Annotated in this window: 15 protein-coding genes and 1 pseudogene; 11 read left to right on the forward strand and 5 right to left on the reverse strand. The window is 66.0% G+C overall.

The window, feature by feature from the left end:
• Window positions 1-2: 2 nt before the first annotated feature.
• Window positions 3-1,811, reverse strand: a complete 1,809-nt coding sequence (locus IWX75_RS12260; protein WP_196822534.1) for an AMP-dependent synthetase/ligase — start codon at window positions 1,809-1,811, stop codon at window positions 3-5.
• A gap of 199 nt (window positions 1,812-2,010) precedes the next feature.
• On the opposite strand from IWX75_RS12260, the gene IWX75_RS12265 reads away from it, so the two are divergent.
• Complete coding sequence (locus tag IWX75_RS12265; RefSeq protein WP_196822684.1) at window positions 2,011-3,042, forward strand: ROK family protein; 1,032 nt, start codon at window positions 2,011-2,013, stop codon at window positions 3,040-3,042.
• Window positions 3,043-3,070: 28 nt separating this feature from the next.
• Here the strand turns inward: IWX75_RS12265 and IWX75_RS12270 are convergent, their stop codons facing one another.
• A complete protein-coding gene (locus tag IWX75_RS12270; protein ID WP_196822535.1) occupies window positions 3,071-3,577 on the reverse strand; it encodes a hypothetical protein in 507 nt (168 codons plus the stop codon).
• Window positions 3,578-3,854: 277 nt separating this feature from the next.
• On the opposite strand from IWX75_RS12270, the pseudogene IWX75_RS12275 reads away from it, so the two are divergent.
• A pseudogene (locus tag IWX75_RS12275) lies at window positions 3,855-4,535 on the forward strand (lysophospholipid acyltransferase family protein); the annotation flags it as partial.
• A gap of 461 nt (window positions 4,536-4,996) precedes the next feature.
• Entirely contained in the window at window positions 4,997-6,370 is a 1,374-nt protein-coding gene (locus IWX75_RS12280; protein ID WP_334684336.1) for a class II 3-deoxy-7-phosphoheptulonate synthase, read from the forward strand.
• A gap of 15 nt (window positions 6,371-6,385) precedes the next feature.
• On the opposite strand, the gene pknB is transcribed toward IWX75_RS12280, so the two are convergent.
• Together pknB and IWX75_RS12290 are read right to left on the reverse strand one after the other, a co-directional pair.
• A complete protein-coding gene (gene pknB, locus IWX75_RS12285) occupies window positions 6,386-8,443 on the reverse strand; it encodes a Stk1 family PASTA domain-containing Ser/Thr kinase (RefSeq protein WP_334684308.1) in 2,058 nt (685 codons plus the stop codon).
• Between the two features lie 236 nt (window positions 8,444-8,679).
• A complete protein-coding gene (locus IWX75_RS12290) occupies window positions 8,680-10,248 on the reverse strand; it encodes a LysM peptidoglycan-binding domain-containing protein (RefSeq protein ID WP_196822537.1) in 1,569 nt (522 codons plus the stop codon).
• Window positions 10,249-10,516: 268 nt separating this feature from the next.
• On the opposite strand from IWX75_RS12290, the gene IWX75_RS12295 reads away from it, so the two are divergent.
• Window positions 10,517-10,867: an Rv2175c family DNA-binding protein gene (locus IWX75_RS12295; protein ID WP_442858978.1), complete on the forward strand. Its 351-nt coding sequence runs from the start codon at window positions 10,517-10,519 to the stop codon at window positions 10,865-10,867.
• 69 nt (window positions 10,868-10,936) lie between these two features.
• Here IWX75_RS12295 and IWX75_RS12300 read toward each other — a convergent pair whose 3' ends face one another.
• A complete protein-coding gene (locus IWX75_RS12300) occupies window positions 10,937-12,061 on the reverse strand; it encodes a polyprenyl synthetase family protein (protein WP_442858979.1) in 1,125 nt (374 codons plus the stop codon).
• Window positions 12,062-12,179: 118 nt separating this feature from the next.
• On the opposite strand from IWX75_RS12300, the gene dinB reads away from it, so the two are divergent.
• The 7 genes from dinB (at window position 12,180) to IWX75_RS12335 (ending at window position 20,053) form a co-directional block, all read left to right on the forward strand.
• Complete coding sequence (gene dinB / locus IWX75_RS12305; protein ID WP_334684309.1) at window positions 12,180-13,436, forward strand: DNA polymerase IV; 1,257 nt, start codon at window positions 12,180-12,182, stop codon at window positions 13,434-13,436.
• 198 nt (window positions 13,437-13,634) lie between these two features.
• Window positions 13,635-14,012 carry a DUF3040 domain-containing protein gene (locus IWX75_RS12310; protein WP_196822540.1) on the forward strand — a complete coding sequence of 126 codons (378 nt, stop codon included), beginning with the start codon at window positions 13,635-13,637 and terminating at the stop codon, window positions 14,010-14,012.
• Between the two features lie 270 nt (window positions 14,013-14,282).
• A complete protein-coding gene (gene mraZ, locus IWX75_RS12315) occupies window positions 14,283-14,714 on the forward strand; it encodes a division/cell wall cluster transcriptional repressor MraZ (protein ID WP_196822686.1) in 432 nt (143 codons plus the stop codon).
• Window positions 14,715-14,921: 207 nt separating this feature from the next.
• Entirely contained in the window at window positions 14,922-15,923 is a 1,002-nt protein-coding gene (gene rsmH, locus IWX75_RS12320; protein WP_334684310.1) for a 16S rRNA (cytosine(1402)-N(4))-methyltransferase RsmH, read from the forward strand.
• Window positions 15,920-16,522, forward strand: a complete 603-nt coding sequence (locus IWX75_RS12325) for a hypothetical protein (protein WP_196822541.1) — start codon at window positions 15,920-15,922, stop codon at window positions 16,520-16,522. Before rsmH ends, IWX75_RS12325 begins: the two co-directional genes overlap by 4 nt.
• Window positions 16,523-16,570: 48 nt before the next feature.
• Complete coding sequence (locus tag IWX75_RS12330) at window positions 16,571-18,361, forward strand: peptidoglycan D,D-transpeptidase FtsI family protein (protein WP_334684311.1); 1,791 nt, start codon at window positions 16,571-16,573, stop codon at window positions 18,359-18,361.
• Window positions 18,362-18,427: 66 nt separating this feature from the next.
• On the forward strand, window positions 18,428-20,053 hold the full coding sequence (locus tag IWX75_RS12335; RefSeq protein WP_196822542.1) for a UDP-N-acetylmuramoyl-L-alanyl-D-glutamate--2,6-diaminopimelate ligase: 1,626 nt from the start codon (window positions 18,428-18,430) through the stop codon (window positions 20,051-20,053).
• The last annotated feature ends 5 nt before the right edge of the window (window positions 20,054-20,058 follow it).

Below are 20,058 nucleotides of genomic sequence, written 5' to 3' on the forward strand. Positions count from 1 at the left end.
GGTCAGACCTTGCTCGACGAGTAGATTCCCTCGACGACGCCGGAGTAGTCCTTCAGCACCTGGGCCCGCTTGATCTTGAGTGAGGGAGTGAGGTGGCCGCTGGTCTCAGTGAAATCCGTCGGCACGACCCGGAAGACCTTGATGGCCTCGGCCCGTGACACAGTCGTGTTCGCGCCGTCCACCAGATCCTGGATCTCGGCCAGCACCACGGGGTGCTCCGCGGCTTCCGCCATGGTGGTACCGGCCGGCAGTTGGTGCCGGTCGAGCCAGCCCGGCAGGGCTTCCTCGTCGAGCGTGATCAGCGCGGAGATGAAGGGGCGCTGGTCGCCGACGACCACGCACTGGGACACGAGCGCGTTGGCACGGATGGTGTCCTCCAGCATCGCCGGCACCACGTTCTTCCCGCTGGCCGTGACGATGATTTCCTTCTTACGGCCGGTGATGAACAGGAATCCGTCGTCGTCGAGCTGCCCGATATCGCCGGTGCGGAACCACCCGTCGGCAAAGGCCTCAGCGGTCAGGTCCGGACGGTTGAAGTAGCCCTTCAGCACGCAGACCCCTTTGGCGAGGATCTCGCCGTCGTCGGCGATCCGAACGGCGTTGCCGGGCAGGGGTGCGCCGACCGAGCCGATCTTGATGCGCTTGGGCGTGTTCACCGTGATGGGGGCCGTGGTCTCGGTCAGGCCGTAGCCCTCGAGCACCATGAGACCGATGCCGTGGAAGAAATGCCCCAGGCGGTCGCCCAGGGGGGCCCCGCCGGAGACTGCATGCTGGACGCGTCCGCCCATGGCGGTGCGGATCTTCCCGTAGAGGAGGCGATCGAAGACGGCATGTTTGGCCTTGAGCATCAGGGGGACCTTGCCCGCCTGGTCGGCTTTTGACCACGCGATGGCGACGTCGGCTCCTGCATGGAAGATCTTGCCCTTGCCGCCGTCCTCGGCCTTCAGCATCGAGTTGTTGTACACCTTCTCGAACACCCGGGGTACGGCGAGGATGAAGGTCGGCTTGTAGCTCTGGAGATCGGGGAGCAGGTTCTTGACGTCGGACGTGTGCGCCACGGTGGCTCCCGCCGAGACGCACAGTACGGAGATGAACCGCGCGAAGACGTGCGCCAGGGGAAGGAACATGATGGTCTGCGCGCCCTCATGGGCAACTTCCGGCAGCGCGGCGGCAGCATTGTCGGCGAGCTCGACGAAGTTCCCGTGCGTCAGCTCGCAACCCTTGGGCCGGCCCGTGGTGCCCGACGTGTAGATGACGGTGGCGACGTCGTCGAGCCCGGCCATCGCCCGGCGGGCAGCGATCGCCTGGTCCTCGACGCCCGCTCCCGCGGTGCGGAGGACATCGAGTCCGTTCCCGTCGAACTGCCACACGTGCTGCAGTGCACTGAGGTTCTCGGAGGCCGCTGCTTCCCGGACCACGTTCTCATGACGTGCTGCTTCGACGAAAGCACCCACGGCACCGGAATCGCTGAGGATCCAGGCCACCTGGGCGGGGGATGACGTCTCGTACACGGGAACCGACACGGCGCCCGCGAACCAGATGGCAAAATCCGCGAGCGACCACTCGTACCGTGTGCGAGCCATGATGGCGACCCGGTCACCGGCGTTGACGCCCGACGCGATCAGGCCTTTGGCTACTGCCTCCACCTGGCTGCGGAACTCGGTGGCGCTGATGTCCTGCCACTTGCCGTCGCCGTCCGGAACGGAGAAAAGGGCGGGGTTGGACGGTTTTTCCGCCTGCCGCACCACGAGGTCCGTGGTGTTGCTGTTGCGGGGTACGTCCACCAGGACGGGAACGCTGATTTCGCGCACGATAGCTCCTTCGATATCACCAATGCCTGTGGGATTTCCCTAGCCTACTGGTTTTCGCGCATAAATTACCGTCCAGTAATGTACGAATCAGTAACGGTCACGCGGAACCCCGCAGGCCTTCCCGCAACGGAGGGGAAATCCGATGGCATCCCAGCAGCACAGGGGTCTCTTCCGCTCCCGCCGCGCCGACACCCCATCGATGCCCCCCTGGCACAGCCGCGCACCGTTCGCGGCGCAGCGCCCGCGTGCCGGCCTCTCCTATCCCGCACGGCGCGGACTTGCAGTCGGCATCGATATCGGCGGCACGAAGGTCGCCGCCGGCGTCGTCGACGTGTACGGGCGGACCCTCGCCGAGGCCACGCGCGCCACGCCCGGCCAGGACGCACGCGAGGTGGAACGGGTGATCGCCGAACTGGTAGGAGAACTATCGCGCGACTTCCGCATCCGTTCCGTCGGAATCGGAGCGGCGGGCTGGATGGACCTGGCGAACGGGACAGTGCTCTTCAGCCCGCACCTCGCCTGGCGGAACGAGCCCCTGCGCCGCAACCTCGAGGTTCTGCTGCGGCGGCGGGTGACAGTGGTGAACGACGCCGACGCGGCGGCGTGGGCCGAGTGGCGGTTCGGTGCCGGACGCGACGAGCCGCGGCTCGTGTGCGTCACCCTGGGAACCGGCATCGGCGGGGCGATGATCCTGGACGGCAGGGTGGAGCGGGGCCGGTACGGTGTCGCCGGCGAGTTCGGGCACCAAATCATCGTGCCGCAGGGCCATCGTTGCGAGTGTGGGAACCGCGGGTGCTGGGAACAGTACGCGTCGGGCAACGCACTCGGCCGTGAGGCCCGGGAGCTCGCCGCAGCCAATTCCCCCGTGGCCCGGAACCTGCTCGACGCGGTGGACGGCGACGTCCCGGCGATCACGGGAGCCCTGGTCACCAGCCTCGCCATGGGAGGCGACCAGGCGTCGAGGGAGCTCGTCGACGACATCGGGCAGTGGCTCGGGCTCGGCCTGGCGAACCTCGCGGCGGCGCTCGATCCGGGAACCTTCGTGATCGGTGGCGGTCTCAGCAGTGCCGGGCAACTCCTTCTTGAACCCACCCGCCGGGCCTTCGCGCGAAATCTGACGGGCCGCGGATTCCGGCCGGCTGCGCGGATCGACCTCGCTGCCCTCGGGCCGGCCGCGGGACTCATCGGCGCCGCGGATCTCTCACGGCAGATGACGCGCGGCGGCGGCTGACACTCCGGGGGAACCGGACGTGCCGAACCTAGACCTCGGCGCCGTCGTCGAAATCGTCGCGGCTTCGGGGCAGCCGCGTCAGGAGGTAGCCCGCGCCGGCCACGAATGCGGCGAGAATTCCGAGCCACACGGAGAGGGGAGCATCTCGCCAGAACATGGCGATGACCAGGAGCAGCACAGGGCCGCCGGCGGCGGCCAGCCAGGAAAGCACCAGCAGAGGGTCGCCCACCCCCAGGGGAGGAGGTTCCGGCGGGACATAGCGGCCGTCGTCGTCGTCGTTCGTTTCAGTTGCCCCCTCATAGTCACGGGGGCCCATGGGGCGCAGCGGCTGGTTCTCGAAGACCGCGTCCACGCGCTCCCGATCGGTGAGGGGGATGTCGGTCCGCGCCGGCCCGGTCAGGAATTCGTCGGTCCTCGGACTGTTCTGCTCCGGATCCGCAGCAGTTCCCGCAGGATGCTCCTCGAGCCGTGCCACGATGTCCAGCCACACCGCATCGTCGGTTGACTCGTTGGGTTCCTGCCCTCGGGGGGTCATACGCTGCTACCTGCTGTTCCAGAACGGATGGGTCCCCCGGGCGGCCGAAGATCGACGGAGGTTATGATCCATCGTGGCCACCCGGCTGCGGTTCGTCAACTGCGTATCCACCCTTGCGTGGTCGGTCCAACGCCACCGTGCCCGGGCTCTTGGCCGGGAGCGACCATCAGCCGGCCCTCTGGTGCGGCGTGCAAGGCCCTTAGAGTAGGCTTCTGCAAGGTAAAAAGGACGGCGTACCGGTATCGAAGGCCGCCGTCCCTTCAGGGAGGCTGGCAGCGTGTTCTATTGGATTATGAAGAGGGTCATCGTTGGTCCCCTTCTGAATCTGCTCTTCCGTCCCTGGATCAAGGGTGTGGACAACATTCCGGTCTCAGGGCCCGCGGTGCTGGTCAGCAACCACCTGTCCTTCTCCGATTCGATCTTCCTGCCCATTGCGGTGCCGCGGCCCGTGGTGTTCCTCGCCAAATCCGAATATTTCACCGGCAAGGGACTCAAGGGGCGGATGACGGCGATGTTCTTCCGGTTGTCGAACCAGCTGCCGATGGACCGCTCAGGCGGTGCGGCGTCGTCGTCCTCGCTCACCGCCGGTATGGACATCCTCAACGAAGGGGGGCTGCTGGGCATCTACCCCGAGGGAACCCGCAGCCCGGACGGACGCCTGTACCGCGGCAAGACCGGCGTGGCGAAACTCGTCCTGGCGACCGGCGTTCCCGTCATCCCGGTTGCGATGATCGGCACCGACAAGGTGCAGCCGATCGGCCGGCGGATTCCGAACATCCGCAGGGTCGGCGTCATCATCGGTGAGCCGCTCGACTTCACCAGGTACGAGGGACTGGCTGATGACCGCTTCGTGCAGCGGTCGGTGACTGACGAGATCATGTACGAACTCATGAGGCTCTCGGGCCAGGAATACGTCGACGCCTACGCGAGTACGGTCAAGGACAAGCTCGCTGCAGAGAAGGCGGCGGGCAAGAAGACGCCGCGGCCCGGCGCCGATAATCGGCGTGCGGCGGTCCGGCTCAGCCCCGCTGAGCAGGCGGCAGCTCCCGCGCCGGGGGCCATTACCGAGATCGGGTCGAATTCCGTCGGGAATGATACCGCCGGGGGAAAAGCCGCCGGGACGGATCCTGTCGTGAAGAACACCGCCGGGGGAAAAGCCGCCGGGACGGATCCTGTCGCGAAGAACACCGGTAAGAAGAGAACCCTTGGGAAGAAAACCGCCGGCAGGAAGACCGCCGGGACGGATGCTGGCGGAGAAAGGATCGGTGGGCAGCCGGAAGCCAAGGGCACCCCGGTCGTTCCCGGCGAGCAGGACGAACCGGACGGCCGCACGGGTATGTGACTTCTCGGCATCTTCGCGTGACGCCGCAGGACAAGGCATGGTACTTGAGCGATTAGGCTTAACCGGTGACCGATTCAATTGCTCCCGTCCTCCCGCCAACTGTCCAACCCGCCACCGCCGGGCCCACCGCGGGTCTTGACCAGTGGCGATCCCTGCCGATCTCGCAGCAGCCCACCTGGCAGGACGGCGCGGTCTATTCGAATTCCGTCCGGGAACTTTCCTCACTTCCACCGCTCGTGTTCGCCGGCGAGGTGGATGTCCTGCGTGAGAGGCTTGCTGCCGCAGCCCAGGGCAAGGCTTTCCTCCTCCAGGGCGGCGACTGTGCGGAGACGTTCGAGGGCGCGACGGCGGATCGGATCAGCGCGCGGGTCAAGACCATCCTCCAGATGGCCGTCGTCCTCACCTACGGAGCGTCGCTGCCCGTCATCAAGATGGGACGGATGGCGGGGCAGTTCGCCAAGCCGAGGTCCTCCAATGACGAGACACGGGACGGTGTCACCCTTCCTGCCTACCGCGGTGACATGGTGAACGGCTACGCCTTCACGCCGGAGACCCGGAGCCACGATGCCGCGAGGATGGTGAAGGCGTACCATACGTCGGCGTCGACACTCAACCTGATCCGCGCGTTCACGCAGGGCGGGTTCGCCGACCTGCGGTTGGTGCACCACTGGAACAAGGGCTTTACCGCCAATCCCGCGCACTCGCGCTACGAGTCCCTTGCACGCGAGATCGATCGCGCCGTGCGATTCATGGACGCGTGCGGCGCGGATTTTGAAGCACTCAAGCGTGTGGAGTTCTTCGCGAGCCATGAGGCCCTGCTGCTCGACTACGAACGTGCACTCACCCGCATCGATTCACGTACGTCGCTCCCGTACGACACCTCCGCCCACTTCCTGTGGATCGGCGAGCGGACCAGGGATATCGACGGCGCGCACATCGACTTCCTTTCCCGGGTGCGCAACCCCATCGGGGTCAAGCTCGGGCCCTCGACGTCGGGCGATGACGCCCTCGCGCTTATCGACAAGCTCGACCCGAACCGTGAACCCGGACGCCTCACCTTCATCACGCGCATGGGCGCCGGGAACATCCGGGAAAAATTGCCCCAGCTCGTGGAGAAGGTGACGGCGTCGGGTGCCCAGGTGCTCTGGGTGACCGATCCGATGCACGGCAACACCGTCACCTCGCCCAACGGGTACAAGACCCGCAATTTCGACGACGTCATGGACGAGGTGCGCGGTTTCTTCGAGGTCCACCAGTCGCTGGGCACGTTCCCGGGCGGAATGCACGTCGAGATGACCGGCGACGACGTTGCCGAGTGCCTTGGCGGCGCCGACCCCGTGGACCAGGAGTCGTTCCTCGAGCGTTACGAGTCGGTGTGCGATCCACGCCTCAACCACATGCAGTCACTCGAGATGGCATTCCTGGTGGCCGGCGCACTTTCCAAGCGCTGACGGGTCGCTGTGCCCTCAGGTGACGGTGATCGTCACCACTGACCCCTCAGGCTGGTTGCCGGTCAGGTCCTGGTCTGCAACCAGCCCGAGGACGGGGCGTCCGAAGGTGTAGTCGACCTCCACCTGGAATCCCGCGGCCTCCAGTGCAGCCACCGCGGCCTCTTCGGAGTTCGAGAACACATTGGGAACCCGGAGGATCCGAGGACCTGCGGACAGCGTCAGCTCGACGACGGTTCCCCTCGCTGCCTGTCCGGTGGCCGGGGACTGCAGCGCCACAGCGCCTTCCGGAACTGAAACGCTGTTCACGGCGTCCCCGAGCACCTCGGGTGTCAGGCCCGCATCCTCGATCGCCTGGACGGCGGCCTCCCGAGGCAGGCCCGTGACCTCCGGAATCCGGATGGGCTCCGGCCCCCGCGACACCACGAGGTCGATCGCGGCGCCCGCACGCACCTCCGCGCCCGCCGCCGGGACCTGGCTCACGACCCGCCCCTGCTCGATTTCCTCGTCGAACTGCTCGGCGACGGTGCCCACACTGAGGTTTTCCTCGACGAGGGTCCCCGCAGCGCTGACCCGGTCCTCACCGGTCACATCGGGCACGACGAAGAGTTCGGGTCCTTTCGACACCAGGAGTTCGACGCGTTCGAACCGGCGCACCTCCGCCGCTGCCGCGGGCTCCGTTCCCACGACGAGCCCGGCGAGGACTACCTCGTGGAAGACCTCGTCAGTGGTGACCGAGGTGAGCCCCCGCTGGTCGAGAACCGAGCGCGCGTCCGCTACGGACCGATTGGCCACGTCGGGCACAGCTACGATCCCGCCCGGGCCGGCGCCGAAGAACCAGCCGGCGACGGCGGCGAGGATGCCGAGCAGCACCAGCAAAGCAACCAGGATTCCGGTACGACGACGCGCGGCCGGCCCCTGGAGAGATTTCTGCGGACGCTGAGCGTCCCTCAGCTGTTGCTTCTGCAGGTTCCTCGGGCTCTGGGAGGCGGTGGATCCCTTCGCGGGACCGGTACGGCCGGAGGAACCGGGCGGAGGGCCGGGGCGGCCGCGCGGCACCGCTCCGATGACTTGGGTATCGGAGGTGTCCCGTCGCAGAACCGTGGTGGGATGCTGGACAACCGACGGGACCACGTCCGTGGGTGAATCCCCCTCGCGGCCCGTCGTGGGGATGATCCCGGTGGCGCCCTCGACTCCAGGGTCGGGAGGCACGACGCCGTCGTCGGGTGAGAAATCGAGTTCGTCATCGGTGAGGGTGGTCCGGATGTGGCGCAGCTCGCCGAGCAGGGCGAGCCCGTTCACCGGCCGGTCCTCGGGGTCCGGGGCCGTGCACCACTGGACGAGCTCGTCGATGTCCGACGGAAGTCCGGGAAGGAGTGACGACGGAGCTGGAACTGTCGAGTGCGCGTGCTGGAAGGCGATCTGGATGGGGGCGTCCCCGGTGAACGGCTGCCGGCCGGTGAGCAGCTCGAAGAGCAGGATGCCCACTGAATAGATGTCGCTCTGGGCGTCGGCCGATGCGCCGGTCACGAGCTCGGGGGACAGGTATGCCACCGTACCGACGAGGGTTCCCGTCCCGGTGTTCGTGGACACCGCCCTCGCGAGCCCGAAATCGGCGATCTTGATCTGCCCGTCGCTGGCGAGCAGTACATTCTCGGGTTTCACGTCCCGATGCACCAGGCCTGCCGCGTGGGCAGCCCCGAGGCCCTCGACCACCGGGTCCAGTAGGGCAAGGGCCTGCCGCGGAGTGAGCCGGCCGCGCTCCCTCAGCAGGTCGCGGAGGGTCCGTCCCGGTACGTACTCCATCACCAGATAGGCGGTGCGGTGTTCGGGGCCGTCCTCCATGCCCTGGTCGAGCACTCCCACCACATGCGGGTGCGAAAGCCGGGCCGCTGATTTAGCCTCCTGCTCGAAGCGGCGGAGGAAGCTGGAGTCCTCGGCAAGGTGCGGATACAGCACCTTCAGGGCGACCTGGCGGTCCAGTCGCTGGTCGGTGGCGAGGTAGACCGTCGACATCCCGCCCCGCGCAAGCCGGGATTGCACCAGGTAACGCCCGTCGATGAGGGCGCCTGCCAAAGAGTCTTTCCGCGGTTCCTGCACCTACCGATAGTAAGCGCAGGCAGCGAAACGGGGCGGGACCAACACTCGATCCCGCCCCGCACCCCGCTGCTCACGCATCTCGGGGGGTTGTCCCCGGCGGCCCGGCAACGGCAGGCACCCGACTGGGCGGGGTCCCCTGAGGCCACGGGCGTTCCCCTGCGGGCGTACCCTGCGGGAGTACCTCCCGTGTGCCTGCCTCGGTGTGCCTGCTTCTACTTGAAGTTGACCTGGTGCGCCTTGATCGCCGCGACATAGGTCTTGGTGTCCTCGAACATGCCCCGGCTCTGCACCGAGTACTGACCCTGGTAGTAGGACGCGATGGCGATATCGAGCGACGGGCTCGTGCGGATGAGGGACCGAATGATCGCCACGCCCGCGGTTGCATTGTCATAGGGGTCGAGGAGATTGAGCTTCCGCCCGACGAGGTCGCTTGCCCATTCGCCCGAGGAGGGAATCACCTGCATGGCGCCGATGGCGTTGGCGGGGGAGACGGCGCGCTGGTTGAATCCGGACTCCTGGAAGGAGAAAGCGAGCGCGAGGCTCGGATCCACGCCCATCGCCGTCGCGGTGTCGGAGACGATCTTCCGCATTTCGGCCTGGCTCGGGGCCGGGAGTGAGTTGAGCAGCTGCTTGTTCGCGTTCGCGTCGGCCACCACCTTCACCGGGTAGGTGAAGCCGAGGAAGGACGACGGCACCAGGTCCACCGGAGCCGGTTCGGATACCGTTCCAGGCGTCGCGCCGGGCAGCCGGAGTGTTTTCCCGGGATGGATGACAGTGGCGGCGGTGATGCTGTTCGCTGTCAGCAGCGCCGAAAGGCTGACGTTGCTGCGGGCGGCGATCGCACTCAGGGTGTCTCCGGCCTTGATCGTGTACGTGCCGGCGGGAGCGGGAGCAGGAGCGGGAGCGGGCGTTGCTGGGGGCACGGCCTGGACGGAGATCGGCGATGTCCCGAGGTTCAGCTTCTGGCCGGGGTGGATGACCGAGCTCATGGCCAGGTTGTTCGCGGAGAGTAAGTTGCTGAGGCTCACGCCGTGCCGTGCCGCGATGGCCCCGAGGGTGTCACCGGATTTGATCGTGTAGGCAGCCGCGGGTGCAGGTGCCGGCTTCGTGTCCGGCGCGGGAGCCGGTTTCGTTTCCGGTGCCGGACTGACCGCTCCACCCAGAACGAGTTTCTGGCCCGGGTAGATGATCGAAGTCAGCGAGAGGTTGTTGGCCGAAAGGATACTCGGAAGGCTGACACCGTGGCGTGCCGCAATTGCACCGAGAGTGTCGCCGGACCGGACGGTGTAGGAGCCCTGCGGCGCCGTTGATCCGGGATTCTCCTCATCGGCTGGGGAGGTCGGGGGGACCGCTGCGCCGGTGAGCTTGATCTTCTGGCCCGGGTAGATGATGGTGCGCACGGTCATGCCGTTGAGGTCCAGGACGTCACTCATCGACAGGTCATGCCTGGCCGCGATGGCGCTGATGGTGTCGCCGGCCCGGACGGTGTAGCTCTCGGGGACTACAACAGCGGGCACACGGAGTGCCGGGACCTGGGCGGCGACGAGGGCAGCCGGGACGACGGCGTGGAGGCTGACCGGGGCTGCAGGGGTGAAGGCCAGCACCACTGAGGATGGCTGGGACTGGACAGCCGCAGCCGGCTGTGCAAGGGCGACGGAGGAGAGGAGAACGGCGGGAATGGCGGCCGTGGATACGGCGAGGCTGAGGCGTCTGGGCGGAGTGCGCACAGTGTCGGCCGCCGGGAATCCGGACGGCGATGCAGGAGGTCGCTGGGCAGTCATGTTCTGTTCCTCATCTGGAGGCGGTCCGGGAACCGCGCGTTGTGCGGACGCCGTGGAAGAGTTTCTGGCCAGGGCGCACCGGGAGTGCGAAGGTGTCACAAAAGGGTCACATGTGCTTTGTGGTGCCGCTGTGACTTATGTGAATCTACACGACTCCCCGCATATCACAAGAGCCACGGATGGGAGGGAAATCGCCCGGCGGCGTGTCAGGCCGGGCTGAGCCCCGAAGTGGTGGCTCCCGTGGACCTCATGGCACCCTTAGAGGGTGATGGAACTCGAAGAACTTGTACCTGGCTGGCTGAACCTGCCCGACGTCGCAGCTCTGCTGGACGTCTCGATTACTAAAGTCCACGGATTGCTCGACGACAGGGCACTGGTGTCGGTGAGGATCACCAACCGAAACATCCGGAGCATTCCTGCCGAATTCTTCCTCGAGAACGCCGTCCTCGAGAGCCTGCGCGGCACCGTGGTGGTGCTTGCCGACTCCGGATTCAAGGACGACGAGATCATCCGCTGGCTCTTCACCGACGACGCAACCCTTCCCGGGCGCCCCATCGACGCGCTGCGCGAGGGACGCAAGACGGAGATTCGGCGACGCGCACAGGCCGCCGCCTGGTAATCGCCGACACCGCGCAGCTCCAGGCGGGGGGACAGCCGGAAGGGCCGGGCGCCGTCAACGGGCGGTCCGTCAGAACGTTCGGGTGACAGCCGCCTCGGCAAGGGCGCGGAGCGCGGCAGCCGGGAGACCGTCGATGGCGAGGCTGTCCAACGCGCGGAAGGCATCGGCCGAGCGCCTGGCGATCAGCTTCTCAGTATGCGCGAGCGCGCCGCTGTCCACGATGGCGGCACGCAATTTCGCTACGTCGGCGTCCGACAGGTCGGGCCTTCCCAGGAGGCCGTTGATCGTGTCCCTGCCCCGGGCGTCACTGGCGCCGAGGGTCCGGGCGATCAGGTAGGTGCGTTTCCCTTCGCGCAGGTCGTCGCCCGCAGGCTTGCCCGTGACAGCAGGGTCACCGAAAACCCCGAGGACGTCATCGCGCAGCTGGAAGGCTTCCCCGAGCGGCAGGGCGAACGACGAAAAAGCCTCGAGCAGTTCCTGGTCCGCTCCTGCCAGTGCTCCTCCCAGCATGAGCGGCCGCTCCATCGAATACTTCGCCGACTTGAATCGGAGGATATTCAGCGCCCGCTCGGCCGCGGCGTCTGGCGTCTGGTCGGGACCCACAGCCTCCTCGAGAAGGTCGAGATATTGCCCCGCCATCACCTCCGTCCGCATCCGGTTGAAGATCGGCCTGGCACTGACACCATCCAGGCCCTCACAGGCGGAAGTGAACAATTCCTCGCTGAACGCCAGACATAGATCGCCGGCGAGGATCGCCGAGGACACGCCGAAGCGCTCCGGATCCAGATGCCACCGTGCGTTCCGGTGTTGGATGCTGAACCGGCGGTGGACGCTCGGCGCCCCCCTTCGGGTGTCCGATCTGTCGATGATGTCATCGTGGATGAGCGCAGCAGCCTGGAAGAATTCGAGGGCAACTCCGGCCGTAACGATGCCATGTTCGTCAGCGGCGCCGCCGGCGGCTCGCCATCCCCAGTAGCACAGGAGCGCGCGAAGGCGCTTCCCTCCATCGGTGAGCTGGCGTATCGCGTCGAGCAGGACAAGCGACTCAGACGAGATTTCGGCGAGGACCGCCGCCTGCTCACCCAGGAAGCGGTCGGATTCGCGTGTCATCGACGCCCGGAAGGCGTGCTGGTCGCGGCTGGTGATCCCGACAGCGGAACCGCCCTCGTTCGGACGCGGAATGGCGGACGGCATGGCTCTCCCGGTGCGGCTTGGGACGTGGAGCTCCTACTGTATCCGTCCATTGGAAGGCCGCGATGCCGATACTGCCGGTGCTGCAGGGAGGGCGGACTGCGCTCGGTACGATGGGGTTGTGCAGGATGCAGAAACGCGCCATGGCCTGGACGGCCTGGAGAACCCGGAGTGCTCGATCCTCCATATCGACATGGACGCCTTCTATGTCTCGGTCGAATTGCTGCAACGTCCGGAGCTCAAGGGGGTTCCGGTCATCGTGGGTTCTCCGTCGGGTCGGTCGGTGGTGCTCTCGGCGTCCTACGAGGCCCGGCGGTACGGTGTGCGTTCCGCCATGCCCATGGCCGTCGCACTGAGGCAGTGCCCCAGCGCCGTGATCCTTCCACCGCACCATGACCGCTACGCGGAGCTATCTTCGATGGTGATGGGCATCTTCCGCTCGGTGACCCCACTCGTCGAACAGTTGAGCGTCGACGAAGCGTTCCTCGACGTCGAGGGAGCCCTCCGCCGGCTCGGGAGTCCGCGGTCGATCGGCGAGCAGATCCGGGCGGAGATCAGTAGCACCCTGGGCATGACTGCAAGCGTGGGAGCAGCTACCACGAAGTTCGTCGCGAAGATTGCCTCCACGAGGGCGAAACCGGACGGGTTGCTCTTGATCCCCGGCGCCGGCACGGTCGCCTACCTGCATACCCTCCCGGTATCCGCCCTTTGGGGCGTGGGCGCGAAGACCCAGGAGACCCTCGCGCGCCTCGGCATCCGCACGGTGCAGGACGTGGCACATACGCCGGTGACCGCCCTCCGACGATTGCTCGGCACTTCCGGAGAGCATGTCCACCATCTGGCGTGGGGGCGCGATCCGAGGAGCGTGGTGGTGACCCGCAAGGAAAAGAGCATCGGCGCCGAGGAGACGTTCGAGCAGGACGTCTCCTCGGATACCGTCCTGCGGACCGAGCTGCTGAGGCTCGCTCATCGGACTGCGATCCGACTGCGGGCTTCCGGTCATCAGGCCGGGGGTATATCGCTCAAGCTGCGCTACGCGGATTTCTCCACCCTGACTCGGTCGAAGAAGCTTCCCGAACCGGTGAACAGCGCGCATGCAATCCATGCGGCGGCGATCGCCCTGCTCCTCGGGCTGGGTGATCGCCCCCAGCCGGTGCGGCTCATCGGCCTCCGGGCCGAGCATCTCGAGACAGGCGGTTCCGGTGCGCACCAGATGACCATCGATGGCAACGAGGACAGCTGGCGGGGCGCAGAGGCGGCGCTGGACGCAGTCAACAGGAAGTTCGGGTCCGCAAAAGTCGTGCCGGCCGGCCTGCTGAAGCTGCCGGCCGGATCCCGCCCGGCGGGGCGTCGGTCAGGCGGGGACCTTGGTGCCTAGCACCATACTTTCGGGACCAGCAAGGTACATTGTGACTTTCCAGCCGACCCGTAGCAAACTACTCTTTATACAAGTAATGCAAAGCGCGAATGCAGTAGCCGGCGTTCGTTCCTCCGGCCCGAATCGGTGGGAACCACAGAGGCGGCGGAGTCGTTCTTTGGATTAAGGAACGTTGGCACTGACAGCAAGGAGGCGATCATGGCACTCTCGGAACACGAGCAGAGGCTTCTTGATCAGCTCGAACAACAACTACACGCCGACGATCCCAAATTTGCGCACTCCATGGCGTCAAATACACGCGGGACGATGTCCACGCGGCGGGTGGTCATCGGTTCCCTGATAACGATCGCCGGAATCCTGGTTCTGCTTGCGGGGATCTCCCAGCAGATGATCATCCTGGGAGTTGCTGGTTTTCTGGTGATGGGGGCCGGCGTCTACTTCGCCACCACGAAGCCGAAATCGATCGAGGGTGGTCCCCCGACCGGCAGAACGGCGAAACCGGCTTCAGCAGGTAAGAGCGGGTTCATGACAACCCTCGAGGATAAATGGGACGAACGTAAACGGGACCAGCCCTAGGGCCCCAGTTACCGTGACTCCGGGGATCAGGCCGCAGCAAGGCCGATCCCGACGCAAAAGACCCGCTCCGGCGGGTCTTTCGCATTTAACGCCCCGGAGATATATCCCTCCACTACGCTCCCCGCCTCCTGGCCGCGGAATAGCAGGGGACTTTCCCTGATAGGGCGCGCCACGCCCTCTCAGCCGCGTTGACGGTGGTGCTTTGTGGAGTAAAGTGGGGAATATAAGAGCGAAGTGACGGCGCACACGAATTTCGGACAGGCGGTGGGGATGTTCCTGGGGACACACACACCTCGCCTCGATGAAAAAGGCAGGTTGATCCTGCCGGCAAAATTCCGCGACGAGTTGGCCTCAGGGCTTGTCCTCACCCGGGGGCAGGAGCGCTGTATCTACGTTTTTAGTGCAAGTGAATTCGAGAAGGTCCACGAGGAAATGCGGGCGGCTCCGATCTCATCCCGGCAGGCCAGGGACTACGTCCGCGTGTTCCTGTCAGGAGCTTCGGATGAACTCCCGGACAAGCAGGGGCGTATCACCATTCCACCGGTTCTGCGCGCCTACGCGGGGCTGGACCGTGAACTGGCGGTCATCGGAGCGGGAAGCCGTGCGGAGATCTGGGACGCGGGAGCCTGGGACCGCTACCTCGAGGAAAAGGAGGCGGCGTTCTCCGAAACGGATGAGGATGCCCTGCCGGGAATCATCTAGGCAGGACACGGACTGGACGTCTTGGATGAGATCTCCACCCGTCGGATGGATCGCACCACCTGGCTTCACTTCCCCGAAGCCAGGCGGCGGCTCGATCCGGCCGGATGGGGATCTGATCCAATAACTTCCAGCGAAATTCAGGGCCCCTTGAAAGGCTGTTCCGACAGTCAGGCATGTCAATCTACTGATGCAGGAAGGAGAAGGTGCGTGAGCGAAGATCGCCCGACCGGTGAGCGGCATGTACCGGTATTGCGCGATCGCTGCGTATCCCTCCTGGCGCCTGCTGTCGCCTCAGCGCGGGAAGCAGGCAGGCGTCCGGTCCTCGTCGACGCCACCCTGGGCATGGGCGGCCACGCCGAGGCCCTGCTCGCCGAATTCCCGACCATGCACCTGGTAGGTATCGATCGGGACACCGAGGCGTTGCGGCTCGCGGGGGAGCGGCTGGAACCTTCCGCCGATCGGACCGACCTCGTCCACGCCGTATATGACGAGATCGCCGACGTCCTGGCAGACCTCGGCATTCCGGCAGCCGACGGATTCCTCTTCGATCTTGGCGTCTCGTCGCTTCAACTCGACGAACGCGAGCGCGGTTTCGCCTACTCCTATGACGCACCCCTGGATATGCGCATGGATACAACCCGGGGAATCACAGCCGCCGACGTCGTCAATACCTACTCCAAGGAGGAGCTTCTTCGCATCATCCGCTCCTGGGGTGAGGAGAAGTTCGCAGGCCGGATTGCTTCAGCAATCGTTGCAGCGCGGAGTGAGACACCCCTGGAAACCACCGGACAGCTTGTCAAGGCCATCCGGGAGGTTGTCCCGGCAGCGGCGGCCCGCACGGGCGGTCATCCTGCCAAGAGGACATTCCAGGCCTTGCGCATCGAGGTCAACGAGGAACTCTCCGTGCTTTCACGGGCGGTTCCCGCGGCGATCGACGCGGTTCGGCTCGGAGGGCGGATCGTCGCCATGTCCTACCACTCGCTCGAGGACCGCATCGTGAAGACCGCCTTTGCGGCCGGAGCGAAATCCTCGGCCCCTCCCGGATTTCCCGTGGAGCTTGAGCAGCACAAGGCGTACCTCCGCTTACTCACCCGTGGTACCGAGGCACCATCGCAGCTGGAAGTCGAAGAGAATCCGAGGGCCGCGTCAGCGAAGCTCCGGGCAGTTGAACGAATCAAGGAACACCCCGTGGACAGGAATCGAAATTGAGCCAGGCACTGATCGCGGATACACGCAGCATTCACCACGAGCTGTCGGGAAGCAGTGCCCTCTCAGCGCCGCGGCCCTCCGGGCTTCGGCCGGGGGGTGGCGCAGCGCCCCGGACGCGCACCCCGCTTTCGGTCGTGCCGGCGCGCCCGGCGAAGCGCCGCGTCCCCTTCGTGGTGTTCAGTTTTGTTGCACTGGTGGCTGCGTTGGTCACGGTCCTCATGCTCAACATCTCAGTCTCGGGAACCCAGTACGAACTGGTCCAGCTCCGTGGCCAGCAGATCGCCCTGAGCCAGGAGAACCAGGCCCTCGAGCAGAAGATCGAGAACCGGGAGGCACCCCAGAACCTCGCTGCGGCAGCAACGAAACTCGGCATGGTCGGATCCCCGACGTTCGGCTCCATTGAGATAGATTCCTTGAAGGTGACGGGTAGCCCAGAGGCTGCCACGAAGACCGACGGACCCCTTGCGCTGATTCCGGCTCCGGACCTCGATATCCAGATGGAGCGGATGCCGGAGACGGTGGCTGCGACAGGAACCGAAGCGGCAGGAACCATCCCCGGCCCAGAGCAAGGTCCGGGGCAGGCCGAAACGGACAGGTAGTCCGCCCCCAACCTCAACTGCTCGGAATCGACTGACAAGGATATCCCCGTGGCGCACCCCATCACCGGCGGCCAGGACGCAATGCGTGTGGCCCTCGGGTCCAAGCGACTGCGGCTCGGCCTGGCTTTCGTCCTCGTGCTCCTTCTGGTGCTAGGCGTCCGGTTGTTCCAGCTGCAGGCCCTCGACCTGAACGGCATGGCTCAGGCCGGCCTCTCCAAACGCCTGACCACCACTGCCGTGCAACCAGTCCGGGGGTCGATCCTCGACACCAACGGAAAGCATTTCGCGCGAAGTGTCGAGCGGTTCGACATCGTGGTGGACCAGACGCTGAGTACCGGGACCACCTTCAGCCGCTACAACGCCGAGCTGGACGAGCGCGAGGTCGGAATTCCCCTCGAGCAGGGCCTTCGCGAACTGTCGGAAGTGCTGGGCATCGACGCAGCAACGCTCGAGGACGCCATCGTGGGAGACAAGATCTTCAACTATGTTGCACAGTCGGTGACCCCGGAGGTGAAGAACAAGGCACTGGCAGTCGGTATTCCAGGTGTTTATGCCGACCAGACCAGCGTGCGGACCTACCCTGCCGGGCAGGTGGCCGGCTCGATCGTCGGCTACGTCGGGCCGGATGGAGAGGCCCGGGAGGGTCTTGAGCTCGCACTGTCGGATCAGCTGGAGGGGGATCCCGGTAGCCGGACGTTCGAGATCGGCGGTGACGGTATCCGGATTCCCTACGCTACCAACGAGGACGTCCCCGCTGTCGACGGCCAGTCCGTGAAGTTGACGATCGACCAGGACCTCCAGTGGTTCGCACAGCAGACCATCGCTTCACAGGTCGAGGAATACGACGCGGAGTGGGGAAACATCGTGGTGGTCGAAGCGAAGACCGGCGCCATCCGCGCGATGGCCGAATCGACGACCCCTGATCCGAACTTCCCCGGCGCCACCTCTCCCGAGGACCGTCAGCCGCGCTCGGTCAGTGCTGCCTTCGAGCCCGGGTCCACGACCAAGCTCATCACCATGGCTGCGGCGCTCGAGGAGGGCATCATCGAGCCGACCTCGGAGTTCGAGCTGGACAACACCTACACGGTGGGGGGCCAGACCTTCAAGGACGCTTTCCAGCACGGCACCGAACACCGCACGGCCGCGGGAATCTTCGCGAAATCGATGAACACGGGAACCGTGATGATCGGGGAGCAGTTCACCAAGCAGGAGCGCTACGACTGGCTGAAGAAATTCGGTATCGGCGAGAAGCTCAACACCGGCCTCAGCCAGGAGTCCAGCGGCATTCTTGCGCCGCCCGAGGACTGGGACGACCGCCAGCAGTACACAGTGCTTTTCGGCCAGGGCCTTGCCCAGACCGCACTGCATACGGCAATGGTCTACCAGGCGATCGCCAACGACGGCGTGAAGCTGGAGCCGCGACTGGTGGACGCCTACATCGATCCGGACGGAACCGAGCACAAGGTTCCCGCGGACGAGGGTACCGAGGTGGTCTCCGAGGAGACCGCACTCCAGATGCAGAAGATGCTCGAAACGGTGACGGTCGACGGTTCGGGAAAGACCGGCGAACTCGAGCAGTACCGGGTAGGGTCCAAGACGGGCACGGCAGAAGCTCCCGGGGCCAACGGCGGGTACGACGGCTACACTCTCTCCTATGCCGGAATGGCCCCCATCGAAGACCCCGAATACGTGGTGGTGGTGACGCTCCAGCGGCCCCAGGGAGATCTCTACTACCTGGTTCCGGGCTATTCCTTCCAGAAGGTCATGAAGCAGGTCCTGAATTCGAACAGCATCGCACCCTCCACACGCAAGCCGGACACCTACCCGGTCGAGTACTGAGCCGGAGATCCAAGAAAATTGTCCAGGACATCGCCCAACCTTCCGACGCCCGGCGGCCCCGACGTAATGAGGCCGACCAGCGTTGAAACCGTCCAGTTGCTGCGCGTGCTGCAGCACCTGCCCTCGGGCCTGTCCTCGGTCCGGTACGGTTCCCTGCCGGCTGCCGAGTCCGAACGCGCGGAGGTCGCTGTGACGGGAGTGGCGCTCGACTCGCGCTCCGTCCGGCCGGGGGACCTTTATGCCGCGCTGCCGGGGTCTCGCCGCCACGGTGCCGAGTTCGCCGGCCTCGCCGTCGCCAGGGGCGCCTCCGCCGTCCTGACCGACGCAGCGGGTGCCACACTCATCGGAGCTGCCGAACTCGACGGCGTGCCGGTCTTCACTGCCGCCGATCCGCGCAGGCTGGTGGGACCGCTGTCCCGGCTGGTGTTCCGGAGCCAGCCCGACGGCGTCGAACGTCCAGCGCTGTACGGAGTCACCGGGACGAACGGCAAGACCACCACCACCTACTTCCTCAACTCCCTGCTTCGCGCGCTGGGCCGCACCACGGGGCTGATCGGGACGATCGAGATCCTTGCCGGTGAGGACCCCATTCCCAGCCTGCTCACCACCCCCGAATCCCCCCAGGTGCACTCGCTGCTGGCGCTGATGAGGGAGCGGAAGCTGACGGCGGCGTCCATGGAAGTGTCCTCGCATGCGCTCGAATTCGGACGCGTGGACGGGGTCGTCTTCGACGTCGCAGGCTTCACCAACCTCACCCAGGACCATCTCGACCTTCATGGCGACATGGAGCGTTACTTCGCGGTCAAAGCCCAACTCTTCGATGCGGCGCACGCACGGACGAGGGTCATCACAGTCGATGACGCCTGGGGGCAGCGGCTCGCCCGCGAGGCCGCCCATCCCGTCACCACGCTGCTGACCACCGAGGCACGGATCGACGCGGCAAGCGACGGCGACGCCGCCGACTGGCGGGTGGGGGGCATCGAGCAGGACGGCCTCGGCCACGCCTTCACCATCACCGGGCCCGACGGCGTTACCCTGTCCCTGCGCTGTGGGCTGCCAGGAACTTTCAACATCTCCAACGCAGCCCTGGCTGCGGTCATGGTGCTTGCCTCTGGAGTGTCCGCGGACGAGGTGCAGCGCGCCGCCGACAGCCGGGACCCGTTCACCATCCAGGTCCCCGGGCGCATGCAGGTGATCAGCAACCGTCCTGCCGGCATCGTCGATTTCGCCCACAATCCCGACGCCCTGGAGCGCACCCTTTCCTCGGTGCGGCGGGACGGGTCACGCGTGATCGTCGTTTTCGGGGCAACAGGGCAGCGGGATGAGACGAAACGCCCCATCATGGGCGCCGTCGCGGCGCGACTGGCCGACGTCGTCATCGTCACCGACGATGATCCGCACGACGAGGATGATGCGTTCATCCGCGCCGGTGTCCTGGCGGGCGCCACCGCGGCCGTCCGCGCCGGCTCCCTGGCCACCGAGGTGCTGGAGGTGTTTCCGCGCGCGGCGGCGATCGAGCATGCGGTGCTGCTGGCGGGCCCCGACGACACCATCGTGGTCGCAGGCCGCGGCCACGAAGTGTGGCAGGAGGTCAAGGGTGTCAACCATTCCCTCGATGACCGCGTCGAACTGGCCGCCGCGTTGACAAGGCGCGGATTCTCTGTGCTTCCGCAGCCGGGGATAGAATCCTGAACCGT

Source organism: Arthrobacter sp. CAN_A6 (assembly GCF_015751715.1).
Classification (GTDB): domain Bacteria; phylum Actinomycetota; class Actinomycetes; order Actinomycetales; family Micrococcaceae; genus Arthrobacter_D.

Bases quoted from the DNA above. Each gene is read 5' to 3' on its own strand.
- IWX75_RS12270 (WP_196822535.1), bottom strand. From the start codon at position 3,577: ATGACCCCCCGAGGGCAGGAACCCAACGAGTCAACCGACGATGCGGTG.
- IWX75_RS12295 (WP_442858978.1), top strand. From the start codon at position 10,517: ATGGAACTCGAAGAACTTGTACCTGGCTGGCTGAACCTGCCCGACGTC.
- IWX75_RS12290 (WP_196822537.1), bottom strand. From the start codon at position 10,248: ATGACTGCCCAGCGACCTCCTGCATCGCCGTCCGGATTCCCGGCGGCC.
- IWX75_RS12310 (WP_196822540.1), top strand. From the start codon at position 13,635: ATGGCACTCTCGGAACACGAGCAGAGGCTTCTTGATCAGCTCGAACAA.
- IWX75_RS12265 (WP_196822684.1), top strand. From the start codon at position 2,011: ATGCCCCCCTGGCACAGCCGCGCACCGTTCGCGGCGCAGCGCCCGCGT.
- IWX75_RS12300 (WP_442858979.1), bottom strand. From the start codon at position 12,061: ATGCCGTCCGCCATTCCGCGTCCGAACGAGGGCGGTTCCGCTGTCGGG.
- IWX75_RS12335 (WP_196822542.1), top strand. From the start codon at position 18,428: ATGAGGCCGACCAGCGTTGAAACCGTCCAGTTGCTGCGCGTGCTGCAG.
- mraZ (WP_196822686.1), top strand. From the start codon at position 14,283: ATGTTCCTGGGGACACACACACCTCGCCTCGATGAAAAAGGCAGGTTG.